Here is a 21,926-nt window from a genome sequence, read left to right on the forward strand (position 1 = left end):
AAATGATGCAAGCCGCACAGTAGATCCGCGGCAGGCAAGGCGGCACGTGACTGTCGAGACGGCATATTGATCTCGGACATCCCATCGTTCCGTAGAAGAATGAAACAACGAAACCCTGGCGCGCGGCCGATCGACTTGGCGCTCGTCTTTCTGAACTGGAGTGAACATGTCGAAGGTCATCAAACTCGGGCGCGATGGTGTCGGCCTCAACGCGCTTGAAAAATGCAGCGTCGTGCCGCCGGAGGCGATCCTTTCGGGCTTTGCGGACGAGCTCGGCGACGTTCATTTCGAAAGCCCCGATAAGGCCGTCGTCATCGGCACGTGGCAGTCGACGCCCTATGCGGAAATGCTCTCCTATCCCGATGGCAATGAATACAGCGTCATCCTCTCTGGCAAGGTCGCGATCACCAACCCGGATGGCTCGGTCGAGACCTTTTCGGCGGGCGAAAGCTACGTGCTTCCAGCCGGCGTCGAAGTGCGTTTCGAAGTGCTGGAGACGATGCGCAAGGTCTACGTCCTCTACACCGCCCCTGCCGCGAAGTGATGTGAGCCGTCCTCATGACCCAGGTAAGAAACAAAGCCCTTGCAGACGTGACGATGACGCCCTTCTGGCTCGACCGGCCGGATGCGCCCGAGCCGCGAGAGCGACTGACGCGTCATCTGAAGGCCGACCTTCTCGTTGTGGGTGGCGGCTTTACCGGGTTGTGGGGCGCCATCCAGGCAAAGCAGCGCCAGCCCGAGATCGACGTCATTCTGATCGAGAAAGGCTCGGTCGCCAACGGCGCCTCGGGTCGGCCGGGCGGTGTCGTCTCAACCTCGGTCATGCACGGGCTGTCGAACGCCGTGCGCATTTTCCCGAAAGACATCGCAGCGCTCGAGAAGCTCGGCCAGGAGAACATGCACGGCTTTCTCAAGACGCTTGAGGAGCATGCGATCGACTGTCATGCCGAGTGGGGCGGGGAGCTAACGGTCGCGGTCGACGACGCCCATATCGAAGCGCTGCACGAGGAGCACGAGCTTCACCTGAAGTACGGCCACCAGGCGGTCTTCCTCGATCAGAGCGCCGTCCGCGCCGAAATCAATTCGCCGCGCTACAAGGCCGGCGTCTGGTCGAAGCATATCTGCGGCACGGTGCATCCGGCGCTGCTGGCGTTCGGACTGAAACGGGTCGCGCTCACGCTCGGCGTACGGATCTTCGAAAACACCGAACTGACAGGCCTTGAAGACCTCGGCGACCGGATGAAGGCACACGCGGCTTCCGGCAGCGTGACCGCGCCGAAGGTGCTGCTCGCCACCAACGCCTTTGCCGCCGGCCACAGGAAGATCAAAAACAGGGTCGTCGCCGTGCGCGATCGGGTGCTGGCGACAGAGCCCCTGTCAGCGGAGCAGATGGCAGCGATCGGCTGGAGCCATCGTCAGGGCGTTTACGACACTCGCACCCAGATGAACTACATGCGGCTCACCAAGGACAACCGGATCATCTTCGGCGGCCGCCTCGCCTATGCCTTCGCCGGCGATCCGTTTCCGTCGATCGACCGGGAACTCGATACCTATGAGCCCCTTGCCGCCGCTTTCTTCGACACCTTTCCACAGCTCGAAGGCCTGCGCTTCAGCCATGCCTGGAGCGGGCCGATCGACCTCAGCACCCGCATGGCCGTACACTTCCAGCGTTACCATGACGAAAAGGTCGTTTATGCCGGCGGCTATTCTGGCTTCGGCGTCTCGGCCTCACGTTTCGGCGCGCGCATAGCGCTCGATATCCTCGACGGCTCGAAGACCCCGGAGAGCCGGCTGGATTTCGCCACCAGCCTTCCGAATACGATCCCACCCGAGCCGTTCCGCTGGCTCGGCGCCCAGATCACCATGTATGCGCTCGACACCGCCGACAAGTCCGGTGGCTGGCGCAGGCCGTGGCTCAAGATGGTCTCGGCCATGGGCTTCCCGCTCAGTTGATCATGCGTTTCCCGGCGGCTTCAAAGGGCAAGCGGAGCCGAGACTTTCGGCTCTGCCACCGGGCGATGGCGGTGGCCCATCCGGCCCGGGAGCAACGGTGGTAGTAAATCGTTAACCATGATTAGATAGCCAAAGCTACCCATTCCGCTGGCTGATTCGCGAGCGTTCGTAGCACCGGCGGCACCCATGCGACAAACACCGCTCGCGGTCCTTTCCAAACGCCTCGGCCTTTTCACGGCACTAGCCTCTCTTGCCGTCTCGACACCGGCGCTTGCCCAGTCCGTTTGGACCGGGGGAGCCGACAACGAATTCGGCAACGGCGCGAACTGGGCGCCCGCCCTGCCCGGCGCGAGCGACGCAGCGGAGGTCAACACCGGCTCTCCGCAGGTCAACGACGGCCGTACGATCCGCCAGCTTGGCGTCGACGGCGGCAATGTCACCATCTCCAACACCGGCGCGCTGACCGTCACCAACGGTAGCACGATCAATTCCGGGAGCGTCAGCATCAACGCGGGCGGCGCACTCACCTCCAATGTCGAGCTGAACGGCGGCAGCCTGTCGATCGATGGGGACCTCAACGGAAGGCTGACGCTGAACAACGGCAACGTGTCGGTGAACGGAACGCTGGACAGCGCCAGCGTCGGCAGCGCCACGTCGCTTTCCAACAACGGCGAGGTTGGTGACGTCAAAGTCTCGGCTGGGGGCACTTTCGTGAACAACACCGGCGCCGTCGCCGGCGCGACGGTGAATGCCGGCACCGCCTCCAACGCCGGAACCATGGGCTCGCTGACGAACACCCAGGGGAACTTCACCAACAATACCGGCGGCACGATCACCGGGAAAACGACGGTGGCGGGCGGAACCGTCACCAACAACTTCGTCGTCACCGACGCGGATGTCGCGGCAGCGGCCGCCTTCGTCAACAACAATGGCGCAACTGCGGGCGCGATTACCAACGCCGGCACGGTCTCGAACGCTGGCACCATCGCATCGGTGCGCAACGACGCCGGAAGCTTCACGAACAATTTCGGCGGCGAAGTGACCGGCGAAACCACGGTCTCTGGCGGCGCCGTCACCAACAACGCGACCCTCGGTACGGTCACCGTCGGCGCGGGCGGCACCTTCACGAACACGTCGGGGGCAAGCGCCGGCGCGGTCACCAACAGCGGCGCCGCGTCGAATGCCGGCACGATCGCCGGACTTACCAACACAGCCGGAAACTTCGCCAACAATGCCGGTGGCACAGTCACCGGCAAGACGACGGTTACAGGCGGCACCGTGACGAACAATTTCGTCGTTAGCGACGCCGACGTCGCGGCCGCGGCAGCCTTCGTCAACAACAGCGGCGCCGTGGCCGCCAACGTCACCAACGCCGGCACCCTGTCCAATGCCGGAACCATCGCTTCCGTGCGCAACGATGGCGGATCCTTCACCAACAACGGCAACGGCACGGTGACCGGAAAGACAACCGTCGCCGGCGGCAGCGTCGTCAACAATGCGGCGCTCGCCGACGTCGAGATCGGTGCCAACGGCACTTTCACCAATAACAGCGGCGCGACTGCCGGGGCAGTTTCCAACGCCGGCACCGGGTCGAACGACGGAACCATCGCTTCGCTCGCAAACAGCGGCGGCCTCTTCCAAAACACCGGCACGATCAGCGGCGCGGCGAACATCACGGGCGGCGCTCTCGTCAACCAGGGTACGGTCGCCGGGACGGTCGAAATCTTCGACGGCGGTCTCTTGTCCGGCAGCGGCATCGTCGGCAGCCTGACGGTCAATGCCGGCGGCGTGGTCTCTCCCGGCCCGGGCATCGCGGTTGCCACCGTCAACGGCGACCTGACGTTCCGTTCGGGCTCGATCTATCAGGTGGATGTGGATGCGGCGGGGCAATCCGACCGCCTGGCCGTTTCGGGCGCGCTTTCGCTTGAGGGCGGCAGGCTAGCGGTCCTCGCCGGCAGCGGCGTCTATGACCCGTCGACGAGCTACACGATCGCTTCCGCCGGCACTGTCAGCGGCCGGTTCGATGCGGTGACAAGCAATCTTGCGTTCCTGTCGCCGACGCTGACCTATGGCGCCACCGGCATCGATCTGAGGCTCGACCGGAACGACGTTGCGTTCGCGGACCTCGCAGAAACCGCCAATGGGCGCGCAGCAGCAAGCGCTGTCGAAGCGCTGGGCGTCACGAGCCCGCTCACGCTGGCCGTGCTCTCGCTGGATGATGCAACGGCCGCAAGCGCCTTTTCCCAGCTGAGCGGCGAGGTACACGCCTCAGTCAAGAGCGCGCTGATGTGGGACAGCCGTTTTCCGCGGGACGCCATTCTGGAGCGCGCGGGCTCGGCCGTCTCGACCCTTCAGGAAACCGAGGACGCCGTCTTCTTCTGGACGTCGGGTTTTGCAGGCGCGGGCCATTTGTCCGGTGACGGCAACGCAGCCGCTATCGATAACCGCACGGCGGGTATCCTCGTCGGCGCTGATGCGGCGGTTTCCGACGATTGGCGCCTCGGCGGGATCCTCGGCTACAGCCATCTCACCGTTCAGCCGCAGGCGCGTGTCGATGCTTACCATGCGGGCCTCTACGGATATGGGAACATCGGGGCGCTGAACCTTGCAGGCGGCGCGATCTATAGCCACAACGAGGTTTCGTCGGAGCGTGACCTCGCCTTCGGCTCGTTCACAGACCGCCTAACCGCCGACTACGATAGCACTGTTGCCCAGGTGTTCGCCGACCTTTCCTTCACGCTCAGCGCAGACGATATCAGGCTTCAGCCGTTCGCAAACCTGGCCTATGTCTATCTCGATACCGATGCGTTCAAGGAAAACGGTGGTTCGGCGGCGCTCTCGGCAGAAGGTGCCACTGACGACGCCATGCTTACGACCATCGGCGTGCGCTGGTGGGCGAATCTGCCGGTAGACCAAATGCCGATCTCAGCCTCCGGCATGCTCGGCTGGCGCCATGCGGAAGGCGACCTTTCGCCGTCCGCGCGCCTTGCCTTTGCCGGTGCCAGCCCCTTCACCATCGCAGGCGTTCCCATCGCGCGCGATGCGCTGGTGGTGGAAGCGGGCATTTCCGCCCGGCTCTCCAAATCCGCGCGGCTGGCAATCACCTATCTCGGCGAATTCGGCGACGGCGCGCGGTCGAGTGCCGGCCGCGCAAACCTGATCGTCGATTTCTGACGCGCATGTCTCCAACCAGGACGTGCAGCAGCCGGTCGCGCTAGCCTCACGGCTGGACCTTGGCGACCGATCCGGCTCCGGCGAAGAGGTCCGGATAGGAGCGTTCCAGCGTTCCGGCGATCGCGGCGGCGAAGCGCTCGTTGGCGATCCGGTTCGGGTGCGCATCCGATGGCGATACCCACAGCGTTTCGGGAACGAGATCCTCGACCGAGGGGCGAAGATCGAGGAAGGGAACCCCCTCGCTTTCGGCGATCTTCTCGACCGCGCCGGTGACTTCCGGGAACGGATACTGCTTGACTTCATGCAGTTCGGGATAGTTGACGAGCACGAGCTTGATGCCACGTTCGCGGCAGAAGCTGATCAGCCGCCGCATGGCATCCTGCCCTTCCGTCCAGCCGGGCTGGTCGTCTTCATAGAGGCCCCGGTAATAGGCCTTCCAGTCCGCCCGGCCGAGGAAGATGCGCGAGATTTTATCGACCGCCGAGGCAAGCACGACATAGGCCTGCGAATACTCGCCCCAGCCGACCTCGTGACGGCGCGGCGTCGGCTCGGCATCGTTGATGAAATAGTTGAGGACGACCACGTCCGGCTTGAGCTCGACGCCCTTGGTCATGAAATAGGCGACTTCCATCTGGGTGTTGTAGTTGCCGACACCGGTGTTGATCACCTCGTATTTCGGCGCCCCCTGGCTGCCGCCGTTGAGGACCGTTTCCAGCAGCCTGGAGGGCGTATCTTCCTCTTTGACGCCCCAGCCGAAGGTCAGCGAATCCCCGAGCATCATCACCCGCGTCGTCCCGGCGGCAACCGGGCCGATTTCGCGGTTGCGCAGGCCGATCGAGTTGATGCTGACCGGCACACCCATGAAGACGCCGCTCGAATTGGGAATATGCTCGTGGCCGATCGCCGGCTCGGCGCTGACCCGTTTCAGGTCGCGGGCGTATTTCCACATCTCGAGGTCGAAATCCATGCCGTTGTCGAAGACGGTGCGCGCCATGCCTTCAATCATGAGGCCGCAGAGGGCGAGGCTGAAAGCCGTCGCGAGAACCGCAAGCAGGGCTCGCTTGAGAATGGAGGATTTCCGGACGCTGTTTTGTTCCATTTGAACGACACGTGTTGCATTGGAATTCATCGGATCTTCCTTTCAGGTCCGCCGATTACTGTCCGACCTGAGAAAACGTCAGGCAATCTGGCTCCACCGGAGCGGTTTTTACGAACTGATGCTCGCCGACCGTCAGGCCCTTGCCGCCGCTCCAATCATTGACCAGCCACTGGTCGATCGCCTCGGCCACAAGAAAATGTCCGAGCGGAGAAAGGTGCTTGTCGCCGATGCCATAGGTTTTCATCGGATCGTTGGCGGAGAGCTTTTCGGTCGGATCGACCACGTACACTCCGGGCGTCGCAGCGGCGAGCGCCTTGATCATTTCGCGCTGCTTTTCCGGCTGCAGGCCGTCGTCGCGACCAACCAGTTCCGCCCAGCCCGGGAGGATGACGACGAGCAGCTCGGCGCCGTTGGCGCGGGCATCGTCGGCAAGCCGGACGAACAGGCGCCGCGTCAGCTCGATCGCATGGCCGATGTCACGCCGGGACGCCCGGTCGCCGACATAGGGTCTGAGCAGGGTCGAGTAGAACCAGTTGTAGAGCTTGCTGTTCTGCCACAGGTACAGATGTGCCTGCAAAGCGAGGCTGGGCTTCTTGGTTCCGCTACCGGCCGGCTCGACCGTGATATCGACGGACGAGGGCGTCAGAACCGCACGCTCGGCATTGTCCTCAAGGTCGGTGCTCAGCGAGAGCCCGACGACGACGAGGTTATGAGGGATGCTGTGGCCCTTGTCCTCATAGACCCGGATCTCGTTCGGCTGGCCGTAGCCGCCGGTGCCGTAGTTCTTGAGCAGCAGTTGCGGGTGCCATGCGTTCAGGAGCGAGCTGAAGGTTTCGCTTTCCTTGACGAGCGAGCCGCGCACCATGGAATCGCCGAGGACGAACACCGGCGAACCCGTGCCCGTCGCATTGTCGCGGAAACCGTCGCGGTTGATCTGGACGCGGTTCCAAGGATCGAGCGGGCTGAAGCGCTCGAAGTAGCTGTTGCCCGGTATTTCCGTATAGCCGTAGAGCGCGTGCGACTGATGCCGCCCCCGCGGCACGCCGCAATAGACATATTCGCCCTCGCCGACCGGAAGCTGCAGGCTCGGCACCAGACGCAGCAGCAGTTCGCACAGCAGAATGGCGACAAGTCCCGAAACGAGAATGATCAGCCCATCCATGACACCGCCGAAATTGCGCGAACGGCGCATGCGCTGCAGGATTCCGCTCGATTGAGGCTTGTTCTGATCGATGAAATCCGCAGGCGTCGCCGTCGGATTGTTGTTGTTGAGCGCATCCTGACGTTCGGCTTTTCGGGGCATGTCAGCTGACACCTTGATTGTGCGATCTGTGTTGAAGCATTTCGGATGATTGCCGCATCGCCCGGTTCAGGCGCTTCCGGCCTCGCGCCAATAGGACCGTGCCAGGCTGGCGAGATAGGTGGTCGTGCGCCTCGATGTCTTTGCGACGGAGGGACGCTTCGGTTCGTCGGAGCCTGCGTGTTCGCCAGTATCTGCGAGCCGGATGCGCTTGGAGGAATCCGGCCGCAGGAGCTCGATCGGTCGAAGCAGCCCGGGCAAGGTCCCGTAGCCGGTCAACTGATCGCGAAACAGGCTGGTCGCGGCATAGACGACATCCGCCGTCTCGACCGCTTCCCGCACGCGGGCATCATCCGAAATCTTGACGTAAAGCACGCCAGGAATGAAAAGAGGCAACGTCGGCACCACGGGATCCAGGATCCGGTTGACCGCGGCCGGCGTCACCTCGTTTAAAACGAAGACGGTAAGCCGCTTCTGGCTCAAACGATAACCCTTAATGATTATCTCGACCGGAAGCCGACCGTCTGTTTCAGCTATTTCAATAACACTTTGAACATGCATAGTGGCTCTCCGGAACAGAGAAGAACACCGTCAATATCTTCAGAATACGAAAACATGAACTTATTCGTTATATAGCGACATGAGCTTCGGAGGTTTCACTTCTCTGCCGGAGACGCCTTACAATTCCGAACTCTATCCTAGGATTTTCGTTCTGAATATATCCAGATGGATATACTCCGGCCCTGTTTCTTACAGTTCGCTTGCGGCAGAAAGCGCCGGTCGCGGCGTCTCGTCGCGGGCTGGATGTTTTCGAAAGGGGAGGCTCAGGCCAGAAGCAGGGGGCCTGCAAGCGCGGGCGACGCCGTCATAGTGGGCTCTTCGGGAGCCGGTTCGCCAGATTGGCCAGCTCGACGCGCGTCGAGATTCCGAGCTTGCTGTAGATGCTGTGGAGATGCAGCTTGACCGTGCCCGGCGATATGCCGAGCCGGGCACCGATCTCCTTGCTGCGGATCCCCGAGGCCGCCAGCCGCGAGACCTCGATCTCGCGCTGTGTCAGGAGGTCGACGCCCCGGGTCTCAACGGCCTCCTGCGCGCGTATCCGCTCGATCGCGGACTTCAGCGCCTGATCCTGGAAATAGGTCTTGCCGCTGGCCACGACATTCATGCAGTCGAGCAGGGTGTCCGGGGCCTGTTCCTTGAGGACGATGCCGTTCACTCCGAGCCGGATCGCTTCGGCAACCTGGTCGTCACCGATATCAGCCGTCAGGATGACGATCGCGATCTGCTGTCGGTGGGCGCTGCGCACCTGGCGTATGAATTCGAGCCCGTCCATATGCGGCATGCGAAGATCTGCGACGACGATATCGGCGCCCCGCTCGGACAGAACCTGCAGCGCATCGGTCGCACGCTCGCAGGTCGCCACCACCTCCCAGCCGGGCACGGTCTCGATCAGCCGGCGCAGCCCGTCGAGCACGATCAGATGATCGTCGACGACGACCGCGCGCAACGCTATTGCGGCATTGGCAGCATGACGACCACTCGAGTCCATTCCGCTATCCTTTCGATCGCAAGCTTTCCGCCACGCGCTGCCGCCCGTTCGCGCAGGCTCCGCGGTCCGATTTTTTCTCGTTCAAGCTCGGCATGGTCAAGGCGCTCACCATAACCGAAGCCGACCCCGTCGTCGTCGATCGTCAGCACGATCGATCCGTTGTCGATGCTGAGCGTGATCCTGACCTTCTGCGCGCCGCCGTGCCTGACCGCGTTGGCGGTCGCTTCGGACGTCATGCGCGCAAGCTCGTAGGTCAGCGCCAGCGGCAGGTCGATGCCGGACGGCGGGTCGAAGGCGATCGAGACGTCGATTTGCCATTGCTGCCGCAGCCGTGCGGCCACCGCTTCCAGTTGACGCTCGAGCTGCATCTCGCCGGTAGCCTGGAGATTGCCACCCGGCTCGAGCGCGCGGATGAAGCCGCGAAGCTCCCGCTGTTCTTCGAGCAGCATCGCCTGGATGGCCTCGAGGCGTTCGGCAAGCACATCCGGCCCCGCATCCTTGAGCTTGCGCAGCGACTGAAGCTGCAGTGCTGTGCCCGCAAGCGCCTGAAGCACCCCGTCGTGCAGGTCGCGGCCGATGCGGATGCGCTCGTCGACGGCCGCCTCGTCGCTCAGGCGCCTGACCAGGATCGCCTGTTCGAACAGCGCCTTGATCCTGTCGGCGATGATCTCCGCGATCGCCACGTCATCGAGCGTGAGCGCAGGCGGCTCCAGAACGAAGAGGCGCGCCTGCAGATCGTCGACCTGGAAGAAGGTCGAGACCGCGGCGTTGATGTTGAAAGCTTCCACAAGCGCTGGCGAGATCGGGGGATCGGGATCCGACCATTGATGAAACCGCCCCTCGCCGACATGCACGAGAACGCGACCACGCGCGGCCTCGGTGACAAGCAGGCTGCTGCGCAGCAATTTTTCGTCCGTCCAGGTACCGAAGGCATCGGGCGGCATCTGCATGACCTCGAGTTCGCCTTCGTTCCACAGGGCCGCATAGGTCCAGGGCTCCTCCGCATCGGTCCACAACAAGAGGGCCCGCGGAACCAGCATGACATGGGCGGCATAATCGAGGGCCGCGCGCGCCGGCCACTCGCGTCCCCGCGGCTGGCTCGGTGTTCGCTGCACCAGCCGAAGAAGCTCGGCCCGGACCGCCTCCTGGTGTGCGCCCAGCCAGACGAGCAGCGCAGCCGCAACGAAGATGAAGAGGATCCGCGAGGCGTTCGTCGTCGTATCGGCATCCGGATCGAGCATATCGCCGGCATCGAAGTAACCGAGGTAGAGCAGGGCCGCCAGGCAGACGAGACCGGTGTAGAGCGCCCCGCGCCAGCGCCAGTGCAGCGTCGCGGACAGCAAAGTGAACGGCATCAGCATGAAGAACGGGCTTGCCGGGCCGTCGGTCATCGACATGAAGATCGCAAACGCCGCGACATCGATGATGTGACGCACCAGCGTGCCGCGCACGCGCGAAATCTCCGTGCGCCAGACGAGGAAGGCGGCCGCGATGGCATAGAAGAGATAGCCGATCAGCAGGAAGTAGATGGGCTCTGGCGGCAGCGGCACGTGAACGGAATCGAGCCAGGCGATCCAGACGCTGCCGAGCGCCAGCAGAATGCGCCCGACGGCGATCACCTTGTCGGAACGAGCTCGGAAGGTGTTCGTCCAGACCTTGCGGCCGGACGCCTGGTCCAGATCCATCGGCGCGCCGGCACCGTGTGGCGGAGCGGCCGCCGCCGGGCTCACGCGGCGGGTGCTGAAACGGTTTGACGGCTCTAGCTTCATGCCAAGTCTCCGCTCTGCGCCGCCCCTTTGAAAACAACCCTGCGCGTGACGAGCGAGAATAAATCAAATCGCGGCCACCGACCGTCGCCGACCGCATCTTCGACGACGAGGACGGCACGGCCCTGCCGCTGCAATCAGCATATTCAAGTGTCGCCAGCATACGCTCGTCTCTTCCAGCGCTCAAATGCATTCGCCACCAGTATAGCCAAGGTTACGCACGCGCGCCCGGACCACACGAACCTTGCACTGCTGCAGGCAAGCCCTGGAACAGGGCCGACCGGCGGGCATCAACCCGAGTATCAGAAGATCGCGCCAAGAATCGTAAGCCGGATATGATCCTCTATATCCATTGGCATATTGACCTACCCCAGTATTTGCCGCTCATATTCTCCCAATATAAATGACTAAAGAGTTTTTCATTCGTCGGCACAATGAAAATTGTGCGTTTTTTAGCTAACCGCTTTGAGGTGGATAGCAATGAGCATTTCTCACGGACCACTGAACGAGAAGCCCCCGGAAGGACCGTCGAACAGAAGTTTCGGCTACACCGTCGGTGGCATCCTTACCCTGATCGCGCTCGTGAAATGGTGGCGGGCTTCCGAGATTACGACCGTAACGGCTGTGCTCGCCCTGATCGGCGTGGTTCTGGTCGTGCTGGCCCTGATCGCGCCTTCGACCCTGACACGCGCCAACCATCTCTGGATGCGGCTCGGCCTTGTGCTGTTCAAGATCGTCAACCCGGTCGTGATGTTCCTGATCTACGTCACGACCTTCGTGCCGATCGGCATTTATCTCAGGCTTCGTGGCAATGACGCGCTGACCGAACAGTTCGACAAGAACGCCAAGACCTACTGGATCGACAAGCCACAGGGCGAAGCAGCCCAGGCAACGATGAAAAACCAGTTCTGAATTTTGAAGAACCTATCCCTTATTGTATCGGACAGAGGACACGAAAATGGACCTTGCTAGGGAACTCCTGTCTTACATGGGCAACCGGAAGAAATACTGGTTGCTGCCGATCCTGGTCATGACGACCATCTTCGGAACCCTGGTGGTACTGACGCAGGGAACGGCCGTCGCCCCCTTCATCTATACGCTGTTCTAGGCGGCACCATCGTGCGTATCCTCGGTATCTCGGCCTTTTACCACGATAGCGCGGCCGCGCTCGTCGAAGACGGGCGCATCGTAGCCGCTGCACAGGAAGAGCGCTTTACGCGCCGGAAACACGACCCCGATTTTCCGGCGCGGGCAATAGAGTACTGCTTGTCGGAAGCAGGCTGCACCATGAACGACATCGACCATGTCGTCTTCTACGAAAAGCCGTTCCTGAAGTTCGAGCGGCTTGTCGAGACCTATCTTGCGACAGTGCCGCACGGCTTCAGTTCGTTTCGCGTGGCGATGCCGGTCTGGATCAAGGAAAAGCTCTTCCAGAAGAAGATGCTGCGCAAGGATCTCGGCAAGCTTGTCGGCAAGAAGGAATGGGATGGCTCGCTGCTTTTCACCGAGCACCACCAGTCCCATGCAGCGAGCGCCTTCTTTCCCTCGCCCTTCGCCTCAGCCGCAGTCCTCACCATGGACGGCGTCGGCGAGTGGTGCACCACATCGCTTGCCCATGGCCATGACAATCGCCTCGACTTCCTGAAGGAGCTGCATTTCCCGCACTCCCTTGGCCTGCTTTATTCGGCCTTTACCTATTACACGGGCTTCAAGGTCAATTCGGGCGAGTACAAGGTGATGGGGCTTGCGCCCTACGGGCGGCCGCGTTTTGCGCAGACGATCCTCGACAACCTGATCGATCTCAAGGACGACGGCTCCTTCCGTCTGGACCAGCACTATTTCGGTTATTGCACGGGCCTGAAGATGACCTCGCCGGCCTTTCACGACCTCTTCGGAGGCGAACCCCGCAAGCCGGAATCGCCGCTGACCCAACGCGAGATGGACCTTGCGGCCTCCGTGCAGGTCGTGACCGAAGAGGCGGTCATGCGGCTCGCCCGCTATGCCCGGCGCCAGACAGGCGAAAAGAACCTCTGCCTTGCCGGTGGCGTCGCGCTCAACTGCGTGGCGAACGGCAAGTTGCTGAAAGCCGGGATCTTCGACGATATCTGGATCCAGCCCGCCGCCGGCGATGCGGGCGGCGCCCTCGGGGCGGCCCTCTCGGTCTGGCACGAATATCTTGGAAGCGCGCGTGTCGTGAAGGACAGCGATTCCATGTCGGGCGGCTATCTGGGACCGGCCTTCGCGCAAGGCGAAGTCGAGCAGCGGCTTGCCAACGCCGGGGCGAACTTCGAGGTCCTCTCGGACGAAGAGATCACCTCCTCCACCGTCTCGGCGCTGACCGAGGAAAAAGCGGTCGGCTGGATGCAGGGGCGGATGGAATTCGGACCGCGGGCTCTCGGCGGACGGTCGATCCTCGGCGACGCCCGTTCGCCGACGATGCAGAAGATGCTCAATCTCAAGGTCAAGTATCGCGAGAGCTTCCGTCCCTTCGCTCCGTCGATCCGGCGTGAAGACCTGTCGGACTGGTTCGATATCGACACCGACAGCCCTTACATGCTGCTTGTCGGCGACGTCCTGGAAAGCCGCCGCCTGCACGCCAATCACCCGCAGGAAAATCTGTTCGGCATCGATCTGCTCAACGTGCCGCGCTCGGAAATACCGGCGGTGACCCATGTCGATTACTCCGCCCGTATCCAGACGGTGCACCGCGAGACCAACCCGCGTTACTGGGAGCTGTTGACCCGGTTCAAGGCGCGCACCGGCTGCCCGGTGCTCGTCAACACCAGCTTCAACGTGCGTGGCGAGCCGATCGTCTGCAATCCCGAAGACGCCTATCGCTGCTTCATGGGAACGGAGATCGAGCGCCTCGTCGTCGGCAATTGCATGCTGAAGAAGGAAAACCAGCCGGAGCACCTGAAGCAGGACTACAAAGAGAACTTCGAGCTCGACTAGAACCGGTCACGTAATCTGTTCCTTCAGAACGCCGGGCCGCAGCAGCGACCCGGCGTTCTAACGTCCGGCACGCAGACGCGAGGCGCTTCGGCCGGAGGGCGCGACGCCGAACTCGCTCGTCAGCAGCTTGACGAAAAACGGCACCAGCCCCGATTTCGCCCGCGACTTGTCGAAGGCTGCCTGGAAAGGCGCCCTGTAGCTGAAGAGGTCCGGGCGGATCGGCCGCAGCAACCCTTCGCTGACATAACGGCTGGCGAAGTGATCGGGCAGATAGCCGAGATAGCGCCCGGAAAGGATCAGCCGCGCCTCCGCTTCCATGTCGCTGACCGTCGCGCGCGGATTGGCGATCGAGAAGATCTTGAGGTCGCGCGCATTCCAGTAGGAGCGACCGATCAGATTGTAGGACCGGATGTCGTCGATTTCGATCGTGCTGTCATCGCGGGAAAACAGCGGGTGCTCGGCCCCGCAATAGAAGCGCTGCGTCTCCTCGTAAAGATCGACATATTCGAGCCCCAGCGTCGTGCGCGGGAAGCTCGCGATCGCGATGTGGAGCTCGCCCGTTATCACGTCGCGCAACAGTTCATGCGGCGGTCGGGTGACGATCGAAAGCGCCACCTCGGGCGCTTCATCCGTCATCCGCGCAAAGACGCGGGTCAGACGGGAGGCCGGGTCGGACAGGGTGTTGTCGATCAGACCAACGGAAAGCGTGCCGTTCAGCCGGTGTTGCAGCCCCTTCATGCGGATATCGAACTGGTCGATCGTGCCGAACAGGCGCTTGGCCTCCTCGTAGACTGCACGCCCCTCCTCGGTAAGACGGAAACCGGACCGGCCCCGCTGGCAAAGGATCAGACCCAGGCGACTTTCCAGCGCCGAGATATGGTTGGAGATCGTCGAGAGCGACAGGTTGAGCTCGCCCTGTGCAGCCGCAAAACCACCCGCCTCCACGATCGTCACGAAGATCCGCAGCAGCCGCACATCCAACGAGTCCAACGCCATTCCATCGCGTCCTTAGCTTGATAAGCTCCAAAGTGAAGCGCAATTATTATGAATTTTCAGGCACTAAGCTAGTGCACCATGGCCCTGAACGGCAAATCGGCCGGCACTGGTAGCGCCGGCCGAGCGTGATCTGGATCGGTGGGAAGGCTGCCGATCGACGTGTCCTCGCACGGCGACCGGTAGGAGACGGACGCTGCCGCCCCCGATCAGGGCCGGCGATAGACCTCGTTTCCGGCGAGATAGGTCGCCTCCACCTTGCGCTCGCGGATCGAACGGTCGAGTGGATCGGACAGAGTGCCGTCGATCACGACGAAATCCGCCCACTTTCCGACGCTAATCGAGCCGATCTCACCGCCCCAAGGCGTCATGTCGGCACCCGCCTGGGTGAGACCATGCAGGGCCTGGTCGAAGGTGACCGCTTGCTCGGGGTGCCAGGGACCATCACCCAAGCCAAAGGGGCTCTCGCGGAAGACGGCATCGTTGATCTGAGTCAGCGGGCTCAGCGGCGATGTCGGCCAGTCCGAACCGAACACCAGCGGTACGCCGGCGTCGAGCATCGAATGCCAGACATAGGCCCGCGGCTCGCGATCGGTACCGATGCGTTCGGTGATGTACTTACCGATCGTGCCGGTCGCATGGTTCGGCTGCATCGAGGCGACGACACCGAGATCCTTGAAGCGCTGGATGTCCTTGGTCTCGACCACCTCGATATGCTCGATACGGTTCGGCTGCGGCCGCGGCACGGAGGCTTCGGCGAAAGCGTCGAGAACGAGGCTGACGCCGCCATCGCCGATCGCATGCATCGCCGTCGGGAAGCCGTTTTCGTTGGAGGCCTTGATTGCCGCCGCCAGCTGCTCCTTGGTCTCGAAGGGTTTGCCTTTCCAGCCGTGCTGGTCGGAATAGTCCTCATGCATATAGGCGGTGCGGGTCGAGAGCACCCCGTCGATCACCGACTTGGTGTAGCCGAGCTTGAGCATCGGCCCCTTTACCTTCTGCTCGCCGGAACCGGCGGCCGCTTTGTCGACCTCGTCGCGATCCTTGACCGCTGCGGCAATCTTCTTCGGATCTCCTTCGAAGAAGCCGTACCAGACGCGAAGCGGCATCTTCTTTTCCGAGAGGATCGCGGCATAGTCGTGCACGGCGGCGAGATCCGACATGTCGTTGACGCCCGTGATCCCCAGGCTGTTGGCAAACTTCATCGTCTCAAGCAGCGCTGCCCGCCGCTCGCTGTCGGTCGCCACCGGACGATGCTTCTCGACGAGGTCGCCGGCCTTTTCGAGCAGGATGCCGCTCGGCTCGCCCTTGTCGTTCAAGAGCACCTGCCCGCCCTCTTCGACTTCCGACTTCGCGGTAACGCCGCCCACTTCGAGCGCCTTGGAATTGACCCAGACGGAATGGAAATCGATATCTCGCAGGACCACCACGCGATCCGGCACCACGGCGTCGAGGTCTTCCTTTGTCGGCAGCTTGCCCTCACCGAGCGTGTAGTCCCAGCCGCCGCCCATCAGCCAGACGCCCGTCGGCAGGCGCTGATCGGCTTCCTTGATCTTTTCGAGCCAGGTCTTCTTGTCCGGGATGTAGGAGAGGTCGACACCGGTCACCATGTCCATACCAGATGTGAGGTGCGTATGCCCGTCGATGAAGCCAGGGGTCACGGTCTTGCCGCCGGCGTCGATCACCTTGGTCTCGGCATCGGCCAGTGCCTTGATCTCGTCGTTGCTGCCGACTGCGGTGAACTTGCCGTTCTCGATTGCGAAGGCCTGTGCCTTCGGCTTGCCCTGGTCCACCGTGCGCACGTCGCCGTTGAGCACGATCAGATCGGGTGCGGCCCAAACCGGCTGCGCCGTGCCGACCAGGATCGCCAGCGCGGACGTTGCACCCAGAGCCCGGGTTACTGCTGCCAATGTCATGAAATCCTCCTCCCGCGGCTGCATCCCTCCACCCCCGGCGAGCCGCGCGGCACCGGCGTTGAGGGGATGATGCTGCAAGTGGGGAGGATCGCGATATACTCCCTCGGGCTAGGTTTGCGCCTTGCCGCGCGACGACCACACTGTGTCCGTTGCGACGCGGTGCGCATCGGTTCGGGCTGAACAAAACCAGGTTTGCCACCCAGCCGGGCGCAATATCCTTACCCGGCGCGAAAGCGAGGCCGCGCCGCTCACAAGAAACAGGAGGTTAGGGAAGCTTCCGGCTGGCGCCCTGGCTTCCCCCGAGGCTGGCCGATGGGCTCAGCCCTCAGCTAAAGAGCGCCTTCAGACGCGGCCAGAGACCAATGGCCGCGCGAACCCGACGGGCGGCATAGGCAGCCCGCACCGAACTACCGAAATTGCAGTCGCAGACGATGTCGTGCAGCTGATGATCCGATATTTCGAAAAAGCGTTTTGCTTCGCCGTAGCTGTCGTCTGCGAGCCCCGCGAGGCGCAATTGCGTATCCTCGAAGGCGACGGTCATGGGCGAACCGTTGACCTGCATGGCCTGACGCACTGCAGCAGTCGCACGTTCAGTACCGGAAAGCGTGCCAAGCCGGCGATCGGGATTGCTTTCCAAGAGTTCGGCCCAACGCTGAAGCCGTTCCGTTCTCGTCATGACGGGATCGGGACGAATTTCGGCGAGCGCCTGCAACTGTTCTATTGTTTGATGCTTCATCGTCGTCTCTCCTAGTGCGAAGATGCGACCGCGATACGCGCCCCTGCACACCGGGGTCGCCGATCCTCAAACTCGCCAGAGGGAACCCCAGTTCCCTGGCCAGAGAAAAAAAGAGGGCTTGCCAATACCGCTGCGCGAACAGCGCCCCAAGACCCAACTTCCGCTGGCGAAAACACGCGAAATGCCGCTTCGTAGAGACACCCTCGCGACTGGAAGCACGCCCCTGCCCCTATTTTGGTTGCCGCTAACGCGGCGTATGTTTTCTCGGGAACGTTTTTGCCCGATCCGCATCAAACGGTGGTTTGGAGGTGGATGATGAAGGATGCCGTGCAGACAAAACCCGCCACGGCGGAAGCGGACCATTTGACGGACGAGACTCTCGTCGAGCGTGCGCTTGCGAGGGATCCGGAAGCCTTCCGGATCATCATGACAAGGCACAACCAGCGGCTTTTTCGCATCGCGCGCGCCGTCGTGCGCAACGACAGCATCGCCGAGGATGTGGTGCAGGAAGCCTATCTGCGCGCCTTCGAACACCTCGAAACCTTTCGTGGCGATGCCAGCCTCGCCACCTGGCTGCATCGGGTCGTGTTGAACGAGGCGCTCGGACGCCTGCGCCGGTCGGCGACGCGACGGGAGGTTCCGCTTCCGACGGACAACGCCGGCGCCGAGATCGTACCCTTTCCCAATGCTGCGAACGCCGACGATCCGGAACGCAGCCTCGCGCAGCGTCAGATCCTGCGACTGGTGGAAGAGGCCGCCGACGCTTTGCCGGAAGCCTTCCGCCTGGTATTTACCGCCCGCGTCATCGAAGCGATGAGCGTCGAAGAAACCGCCGCCCTCCTCGGCATCAACCCGAAGACGGTCAGGAGCCGCCTCTACCGGGCTCGTCAGCTCGTGCGCCAGCAGATCGACCGCCAGGTCGGGCCGGTGCTCATGAATGCCTTTCCCTTCGCCGGACGTCGCTGCGCGCGATTGACGGAGGCGGTCATGCACCGGCTCGGGCTATCAGGCTGACATTTTCGGGAACCTTTGACTGCGGCGCGCATCCAAGGGGTGTCATCCATCAAGACCGGTGCCACTTGCGGCCGGAAAAGGAGTTCCCGATGTATGCCCGTTTCACTTCAGCCCTCGTCGTCGCCTGTCTCATCAGTGGCGCTACCCATGCAGTCGACACGAAGGTCACAGATCCGCAAATCGCCCATATCGCCTATACCGCCGGCGTCATCGATATCGAGGCCGCCAAGCAGGCCCTGAAAATCTCCAAGGACAAGGAGGTCATCGGCTTTGCCAACGACATGCTGCGCGACCACGAGGCCGTGAACAAGCAGGCCCTCGATCTCGTCAAGAAGCTCAAGGTGACGCCCGAAGACAACGACACCAGCCGCGCGCTGACGAAAGCGGCTACGCAAGAGCGCGAAAAGCTGGCGAAGCTGAGCGGCGCCGACTTCGACAAGGCCTATGTCGCCAACGAGGTGGTCTACCACAAGCAGGTCAATGGCGCGCTTGAAACCCTGCTTATTCCCTCCGCGAAGAATGCCGAGCTCAAGGACCTGCTGGAGACCGGGCTCAAGCTGTTCCAGGGGCACCAGCAACATGCCGAGCATGTCGCCGGGATGATGAAGTAGGCCGCGCGATGATCCCGAAGCGAAGCCTTGGCGCCCTTTCGGGCCTGGCTCTGATGCTGGCTGCGCCATCGGCGTGGGCGGAGACCATCCGGGTGACGATCGAAAAGCTCGTGTTTTCGCCCGCTGAAATCAGCGCCGCCGTCGGCGACGTGATCGAGTGGGACAACAAGGACGTCATGGCGCACACGGCAACGGCCAAGGGTGATTTCGACGTGGTGATACCACCGAAAAAGATGGCGACACTCACCGTCACCAAAGCCGGAACCTTCGACTATACCTGCCGCTTTCACCCGAATATGAAAGCGCGCCTGCAGGTGCGATGAAAGACTTGAGGACGGCGGTGCGAGCGCATCCCCACGCGCCGCCGTTCACGGCGAAGTCACCGGACACCGGCTGTATCCGGAAACCGAATTATGCCATGGAAGCGGCTGGTTCCATCGAGGAGGCGGCACGGCCATGAAGAAGATCGGTTTTCTTTCCTTCGGACACTGGACGCCCTCGCCGCAGTCGCAGACGCGATCGGCGGGCGACGCCCTGCTGCAATCGATCGATCTCGCCGTTGCGGCCGAAGAACTCGGCGCAGACGGCGCCTATTTCCGCGTTCATCACTTCGCCCGCCAGCTCGCCTCGCCGTTTCCGCTTCTGGCGGCGGTCGGTGCAAAGACGAGCCGGATCGAGATCGGCACCGCCGTCATCGACATGCGCTACGAGAACCCGCTCTACATGGCCGAGGATGCGGGTGCGGCCGACCTCATCGCCGGTGGTCGGCTGCAGCTCGGCATCAGCCGCGGCTCGCCGGAACAGGTGATCGATGGCTGGCGCCACTTCGGCTACCAGCCGTCCGAGGGCGAGACTGAGAGCGACATGGCAAGAAGGCACGCGGAAGTGCTGCTCGACGTCCTGCGCGGCGAAGGCTTCGCCGAACCCAATCCGCGGCCGATGTTCCCCAATCCTCCCGGCCTGCTGCGCCTCGAGCCGCATTCCGCGGGCCTCAGAGAACGCATCTGGTGGGGCGCAAGCTCGAACGCCACGGCCGTCTGGGCCGCCAAGCTCGGCATGAACTTGCAGAGCTCGACGTTGAAGGATGACGAGACCGGGCTGCCGTTCCATGTCCAGCAGGCCGACCAGATCCTCGCCTACCGGGAAGCCTGGAAGGCGGCGGGGCACATGCGCGAGCCGCGCGTCTCGGTCAGCCGCAGCATCTTTGCGTTGGTGGACGATCGCGACCGCATGTATTTCGGCGGCGGAAACAAACAGGAAGACCAGATCGGTTTCATCGACGACAAGACGCGGGCGATTTTCGGGCGCAGCTACGCCGCACCACCCGACGTGCTGGTCGAGCAACTGGCAAAGGACGAGGCGATTGCCGAGGCCGACACGCTGCTCCTGACGGTCCCGAACCAGCTTGGCGTCGAGTACAACGCCCATGTGATCGAGGCGATCCTCAAGCATGTCGCGCCGGCACTTGGTTGGCGCTAGCGACAGGCGACGCCTCAAACTCCAGGCATCTGAAATAGGCATCTGAATTCAGGCACCCGGCCGAATCAGGGAGCGCGGCGGTACGGCCGCGCCCCTTCGCTTAGCTGGTTCTTCAGGGAACCTGCGGCGGATGCGCGACGCCCAGATAGTAGTCGCCCTGTCCGCCGCTCTGATACTCGCCCGTGTAGCGCTGGCGGGCATCACCCAGCGTGCGGGCCGGCGGGCGGTAGACATAACCCGGCGCCGGATCGACATACGGATCGACATAGATGCTGCCAGTCGGCATCGGATCGACATAGACTTGCGGCTCTACAGGCTCGACATAGACCAGGCCGGGCGCGGGTTCGACATAGTAGGGTTGCCCGTAGAGCACCCGGTTCTGGGTGCCCGGCGGATTGTGCGGATCGATGCCGGTGTAGAAGCCGTTGGCGAGCGCCGGTGCTGCCGTGCCAAGGGCAAAAACGATTGCGGCGAATGACATTCCGTTCGAAAGCTTCATGGCGTTGCTCCTGTCTCGGCTGAGCATCCGACCATCTGGCAGCATCGCCCCCGGTGGATGCGAACGTCGAGAGAGAATAACGCGTAATCGCTGCAACCGTTCCGCACGCGACCTTAGTGCAGTCCGAAGATGCCGAGCAGTTCCTCGCGCTGGCGCACGAAGGCGCTGGCGCTGCGGTCGCGCGGCCGCGGCAGGTCGATCTCGATCAGCCGAGGTTCGCCGCCCTTTTCGCGCGGCAGGATGAGGATACGATCGGCGAGATAGATCGCCTCCTCGAGATCATGGGTGACGAGCACGGTCGTCACGTCCTCGTCGCGCCAGATCCGCGCCAACTCCTGCTGCATGCTGATCTTGGTCATGGCGTCCAGCGCGCCCAGCGGCTCGTCGAGCAGCAGGATTTCCGGCTGGACCGCAAGCGCCCGAGCAATGCCGACGCGTTGCGCCATACCGCCCGACAATTGCCGCGGATAGGCGTCTTCGAACTGTTGCAGCCCGACCAGTTGCACGTAGCGCCGCGCCCGGTCTCGTGCCTGCCCACGGGAAAGACCACGCGTCTCCAGCCCGAAGCCGACATTGTCGAGCACCGTCAGCCAGGGCAGGAGCCGCGGCTCCTGGAAGATCACCGCACGGTCGGTGCCGACACCTCTCGTCAGCTTTCCGTCGATCAGCACCTCTCCGGCATCCGGATCCTCAAGACCCGCCAGCACCCGAAGCAGGGTCGTCTTGCCCGAACCGCTGGCGCCGACGATAGCGAGCGTCTCGCCGGAGCGGATATTAAGGTTGATATCCCGAAGCACAGGCAAGGGCGTGCCGTTCAGGCGGTAGGACTTGGAGAGGTGACGGATCGTCACCTCTCCCCGGCGAGGGTTCTGGGTAACGCTCATGGAA

At 62.8% G+C, this 21,926-nt stretch carries 20 protein-coding genes; 10 read left to right on the forward strand and 10 right to left on the reverse strand.

The window, feature by feature from the left end:
- Positions 1-166 precede the first annotated feature (166 nt).
- From ASD63_RS08110 to ASD63_RS08120, 3 genes are all read left to right on the forward strand, one after another.
- Entirely contained in the window at positions 167-544 is a 378-nt protein-coding gene (locus tag ASD63_RS08110; protein WP_051659170.1) for a cupin domain-containing protein, read from the forward strand.
- 14 nt (positions 545-558) lie between these two features.
- Entirely contained in the window at positions 559-1,953 is a 1,395-nt protein-coding gene (locus tag ASD63_RS08115; RefSeq protein WP_034789670.1) for an FAD-dependent oxidoreductase, read from the forward strand.
- A gap of 186 nt (positions 1,954-2,139) precedes the next feature.
- Complete coding sequence (locus ASD63_RS08120; RefSeq protein ID WP_060528961.1) at positions 2,140-5,127, forward strand: autotransporter domain-containing protein; 2,988 nt, start codon at positions 2,140-2,142, stop codon at positions 5,125-5,127.
- Positions 5,128-5,173: 46 nt separating this feature from the next.
- Here the strand turns inward: ASD63_RS08120 and ASD63_RS08125 are convergent, their stop codons facing one another.
- The 5 genes from ASD63_RS08125 to ASD63_RS08145 all read right to left on the reverse strand — a co-directional run bounded on the left by ASD63_RS08125 (position 5,174) and on the right by ASD63_RS08145 (position 10,844).
- Positions 5,174-6,256, reverse strand: coding sequence for an SGNH/GDSL hydrolase family protein (locus ASD63_RS08125; RefSeq protein WP_082572807.1), 1,083 nt, complete (start codon positions 6,254-6,256; stop codon positions 5,174-5,176).
- Between the two features lie 25 nt (positions 6,257-6,281).
- A complete protein-coding gene (locus tag ASD63_RS08130; RefSeq protein WP_060528962.1) occupies positions 6,282-7,529 on the reverse strand; it encodes an SGNH/GDSL hydrolase family protein in 1,248 nt (415 codons plus the stop codon).
- Positions 7,530-7,595: 66 nt separating this feature from the next.
- Positions 7,596-8,009 (reverse strand): hypothetical protein, encoded by a 414-nt coding sequence (locus ASD63_RS08135; protein ID WP_060519282.1) that lies wholly within the window; start codon positions 8,007-8,009, stop codon positions 7,596-7,598.
- Positions 8,010-8,391: 382 nt separating this feature from the next.
- The gene (locus ASD63_RS08140) at positions 8,392-9,075 is read right to left on the reverse strand and encodes a response regulator transcription factor (RefSeq protein ID WP_060528963.1); all 684 of its coding nucleotides are present in this window, start codon (positions 9,073-9,075) and stop codon (positions 8,392-8,394) included.
- Positions 9,036-10,844 carry a sensor histidine kinase gene (locus ASD63_RS08145; RefSeq protein WP_082572808.1) on the reverse strand — a complete coding sequence of 603 codons (1,809 nt, stop codon included), beginning with the start codon at positions 10,842-10,844 and terminating at the stop codon, positions 9,036-9,038. Before ASD63_RS08145 ends, ASD63_RS08140 begins: the two co-directional genes overlap by 40 nt.
- A 477-nt stretch (positions 10,845-11,321) precedes the next feature.
- On the opposite strand from ASD63_RS08145, the gene ASD63_RS08150 reads away from it, so the two are divergent.
- From ASD63_RS08150 to ASD63_RS08155, 3 genes are read left to right on the forward strand one after another with little or no spacing between them, the layout of a single operon-like run.
- The gene (locus tag ASD63_RS08150; RefSeq protein WP_034789693.1) at positions 11,322-11,753 is read left to right on the forward strand and encodes an SxtJ family membrane protein; all 432 of its coding nucleotides are present in this window, start codon (positions 11,322-11,324) and stop codon (positions 11,751-11,753) included.
- A 46-nt stretch (positions 11,754-11,799) separates the two neighbouring features.
- Positions 11,800-11,949 (forward strand): DUF5989 family protein, encoded by a 150-nt coding sequence (locus tag ASD63_RS35615; protein WP_089043047.1) that lies wholly within the window; start codon positions 11,800-11,802, stop codon positions 11,947-11,949.
- Between the two features lie 11 nt (positions 11,950-11,960).
- The gene (locus tag ASD63_RS08155) at positions 11,961-13,793 is read left to right on the forward strand and encodes a carbamoyltransferase (protein WP_060528964.1); all 1,833 of its coding nucleotides are present in this window, start codon (positions 11,961-11,963) and stop codon (positions 13,791-13,793) included.
- 57 nt (positions 13,794-13,850) lie between these two features.
- Here the strand turns inward: ASD63_RS08155 and ASD63_RS08160 are convergent, their stop codons facing one another.
- From ASD63_RS08160 to ASD63_RS08170, 3 genes are all read right to left on the reverse strand, one after another.
- Positions 13,851-14,789, reverse strand: coding sequence for a LysR family transcriptional regulator (locus ASD63_RS08160; RefSeq protein ID WP_060519278.1), 939 nt, complete (start codon positions 14,787-14,789; stop codon positions 13,851-13,853).
- A 206-nt stretch (positions 14,790-14,995) separates the two neighbouring features.
- Entirely contained in the window at positions 14,996-16,699 is a 1,704-nt protein-coding gene (locus ASD63_RS08165) for an amidohydrolase (RefSeq protein ID WP_082572817.1), read from the reverse strand.
- A gap of 325 nt (positions 16,700-17,024) precedes the next feature.
- On the reverse strand, positions 17,025-17,435 hold the full coding sequence (locus tag ASD63_RS08170; RefSeq protein ID WP_034789708.1) for a hypothetical protein: 411 nt from the start codon (positions 17,433-17,435) through the stop codon (positions 17,025-17,027).
- Positions 17,436-17,747: 312 nt separating this feature from the next.
- Between ASD63_RS08170 and ASD63_RS08175 the strand changes: the two genes are divergently transcribed.
- The 4 genes from ASD63_RS08175 to ASD63_RS08190 all read left to right on the forward strand — a co-directional run bounded on the left by ASD63_RS08175 (position 17,748) and on the right by ASD63_RS08190 (position 20,539).
- A complete protein-coding gene (locus ASD63_RS08175; RefSeq protein ID WP_082572809.1) occupies positions 17,748-18,449 on the forward strand; it encodes an RNA polymerase sigma factor in 702 nt (233 codons plus the stop codon).
- Positions 18,450-18,538: 89 nt separating this feature from the next.
- Positions 18,539-19,060 (forward strand): DUF4142 domain-containing protein, encoded by a 522-nt coding sequence (locus ASD63_RS08180; RefSeq protein ID WP_060528967.1) that lies wholly within the window; start codon positions 18,539-18,541, stop codon positions 19,058-19,060.
- A gap of 8 nt (positions 19,061-19,068) precedes the next feature.
- Positions 19,069-19,383, forward strand: coding sequence for a cupredoxin family copper-binding protein (locus ASD63_RS08185; RefSeq protein ID WP_060528968.1), 315 nt, complete (start codon positions 19,069-19,071; stop codon positions 19,381-19,383).
- A gap of 133 nt (positions 19,384-19,516) precedes the next feature.
- A complete protein-coding gene (locus ASD63_RS08190) occupies positions 19,517-20,539 on the forward strand; it encodes an LLM class flavin-dependent oxidoreductase (RefSeq protein ID WP_060528969.1) in 1,023 nt (340 codons plus the stop codon).
- A 112-nt stretch (positions 20,540-20,651) separates the two neighbouring features.
- Here ASD63_RS08190 and ASD63_RS08195 read toward each other — a convergent pair whose 3' ends face one another.
- Both ASD63_RS08195 and ASD63_RS08200 read right to left on the reverse strand, forming a co-directional pair.
- Positions 20,652-21,038: a hypothetical protein gene (locus ASD63_RS08195; RefSeq protein ID WP_060528970.1), complete on the reverse strand. Its 387-nt coding sequence runs from the start codon at positions 21,036-21,038 to the stop codon at positions 20,652-20,654.
- Positions 21,039-21,151: 113 nt separating this feature from the next.
- Positions 21,152-21,922 (reverse strand): ABC transporter ATP-binding protein, encoded by a 771-nt coding sequence (locus ASD63_RS08200; protein ID WP_034789724.1) that lies wholly within the window; start codon positions 21,920-21,922, stop codon positions 21,152-21,154.
- Positions 21,923-21,926 lie beyond the last annotated feature (4 nt).

Source organism: Ensifer sp. Root558, from assembly GCF_001427045.1.
In the GTDB taxonomy this organism is placed as follows: domain Bacteria; phylum Pseudomonadota; class Alphaproteobacteria; order Rhizobiales; family Rhizobiaceae; genus Ensifer; species Ensifer adhaerens.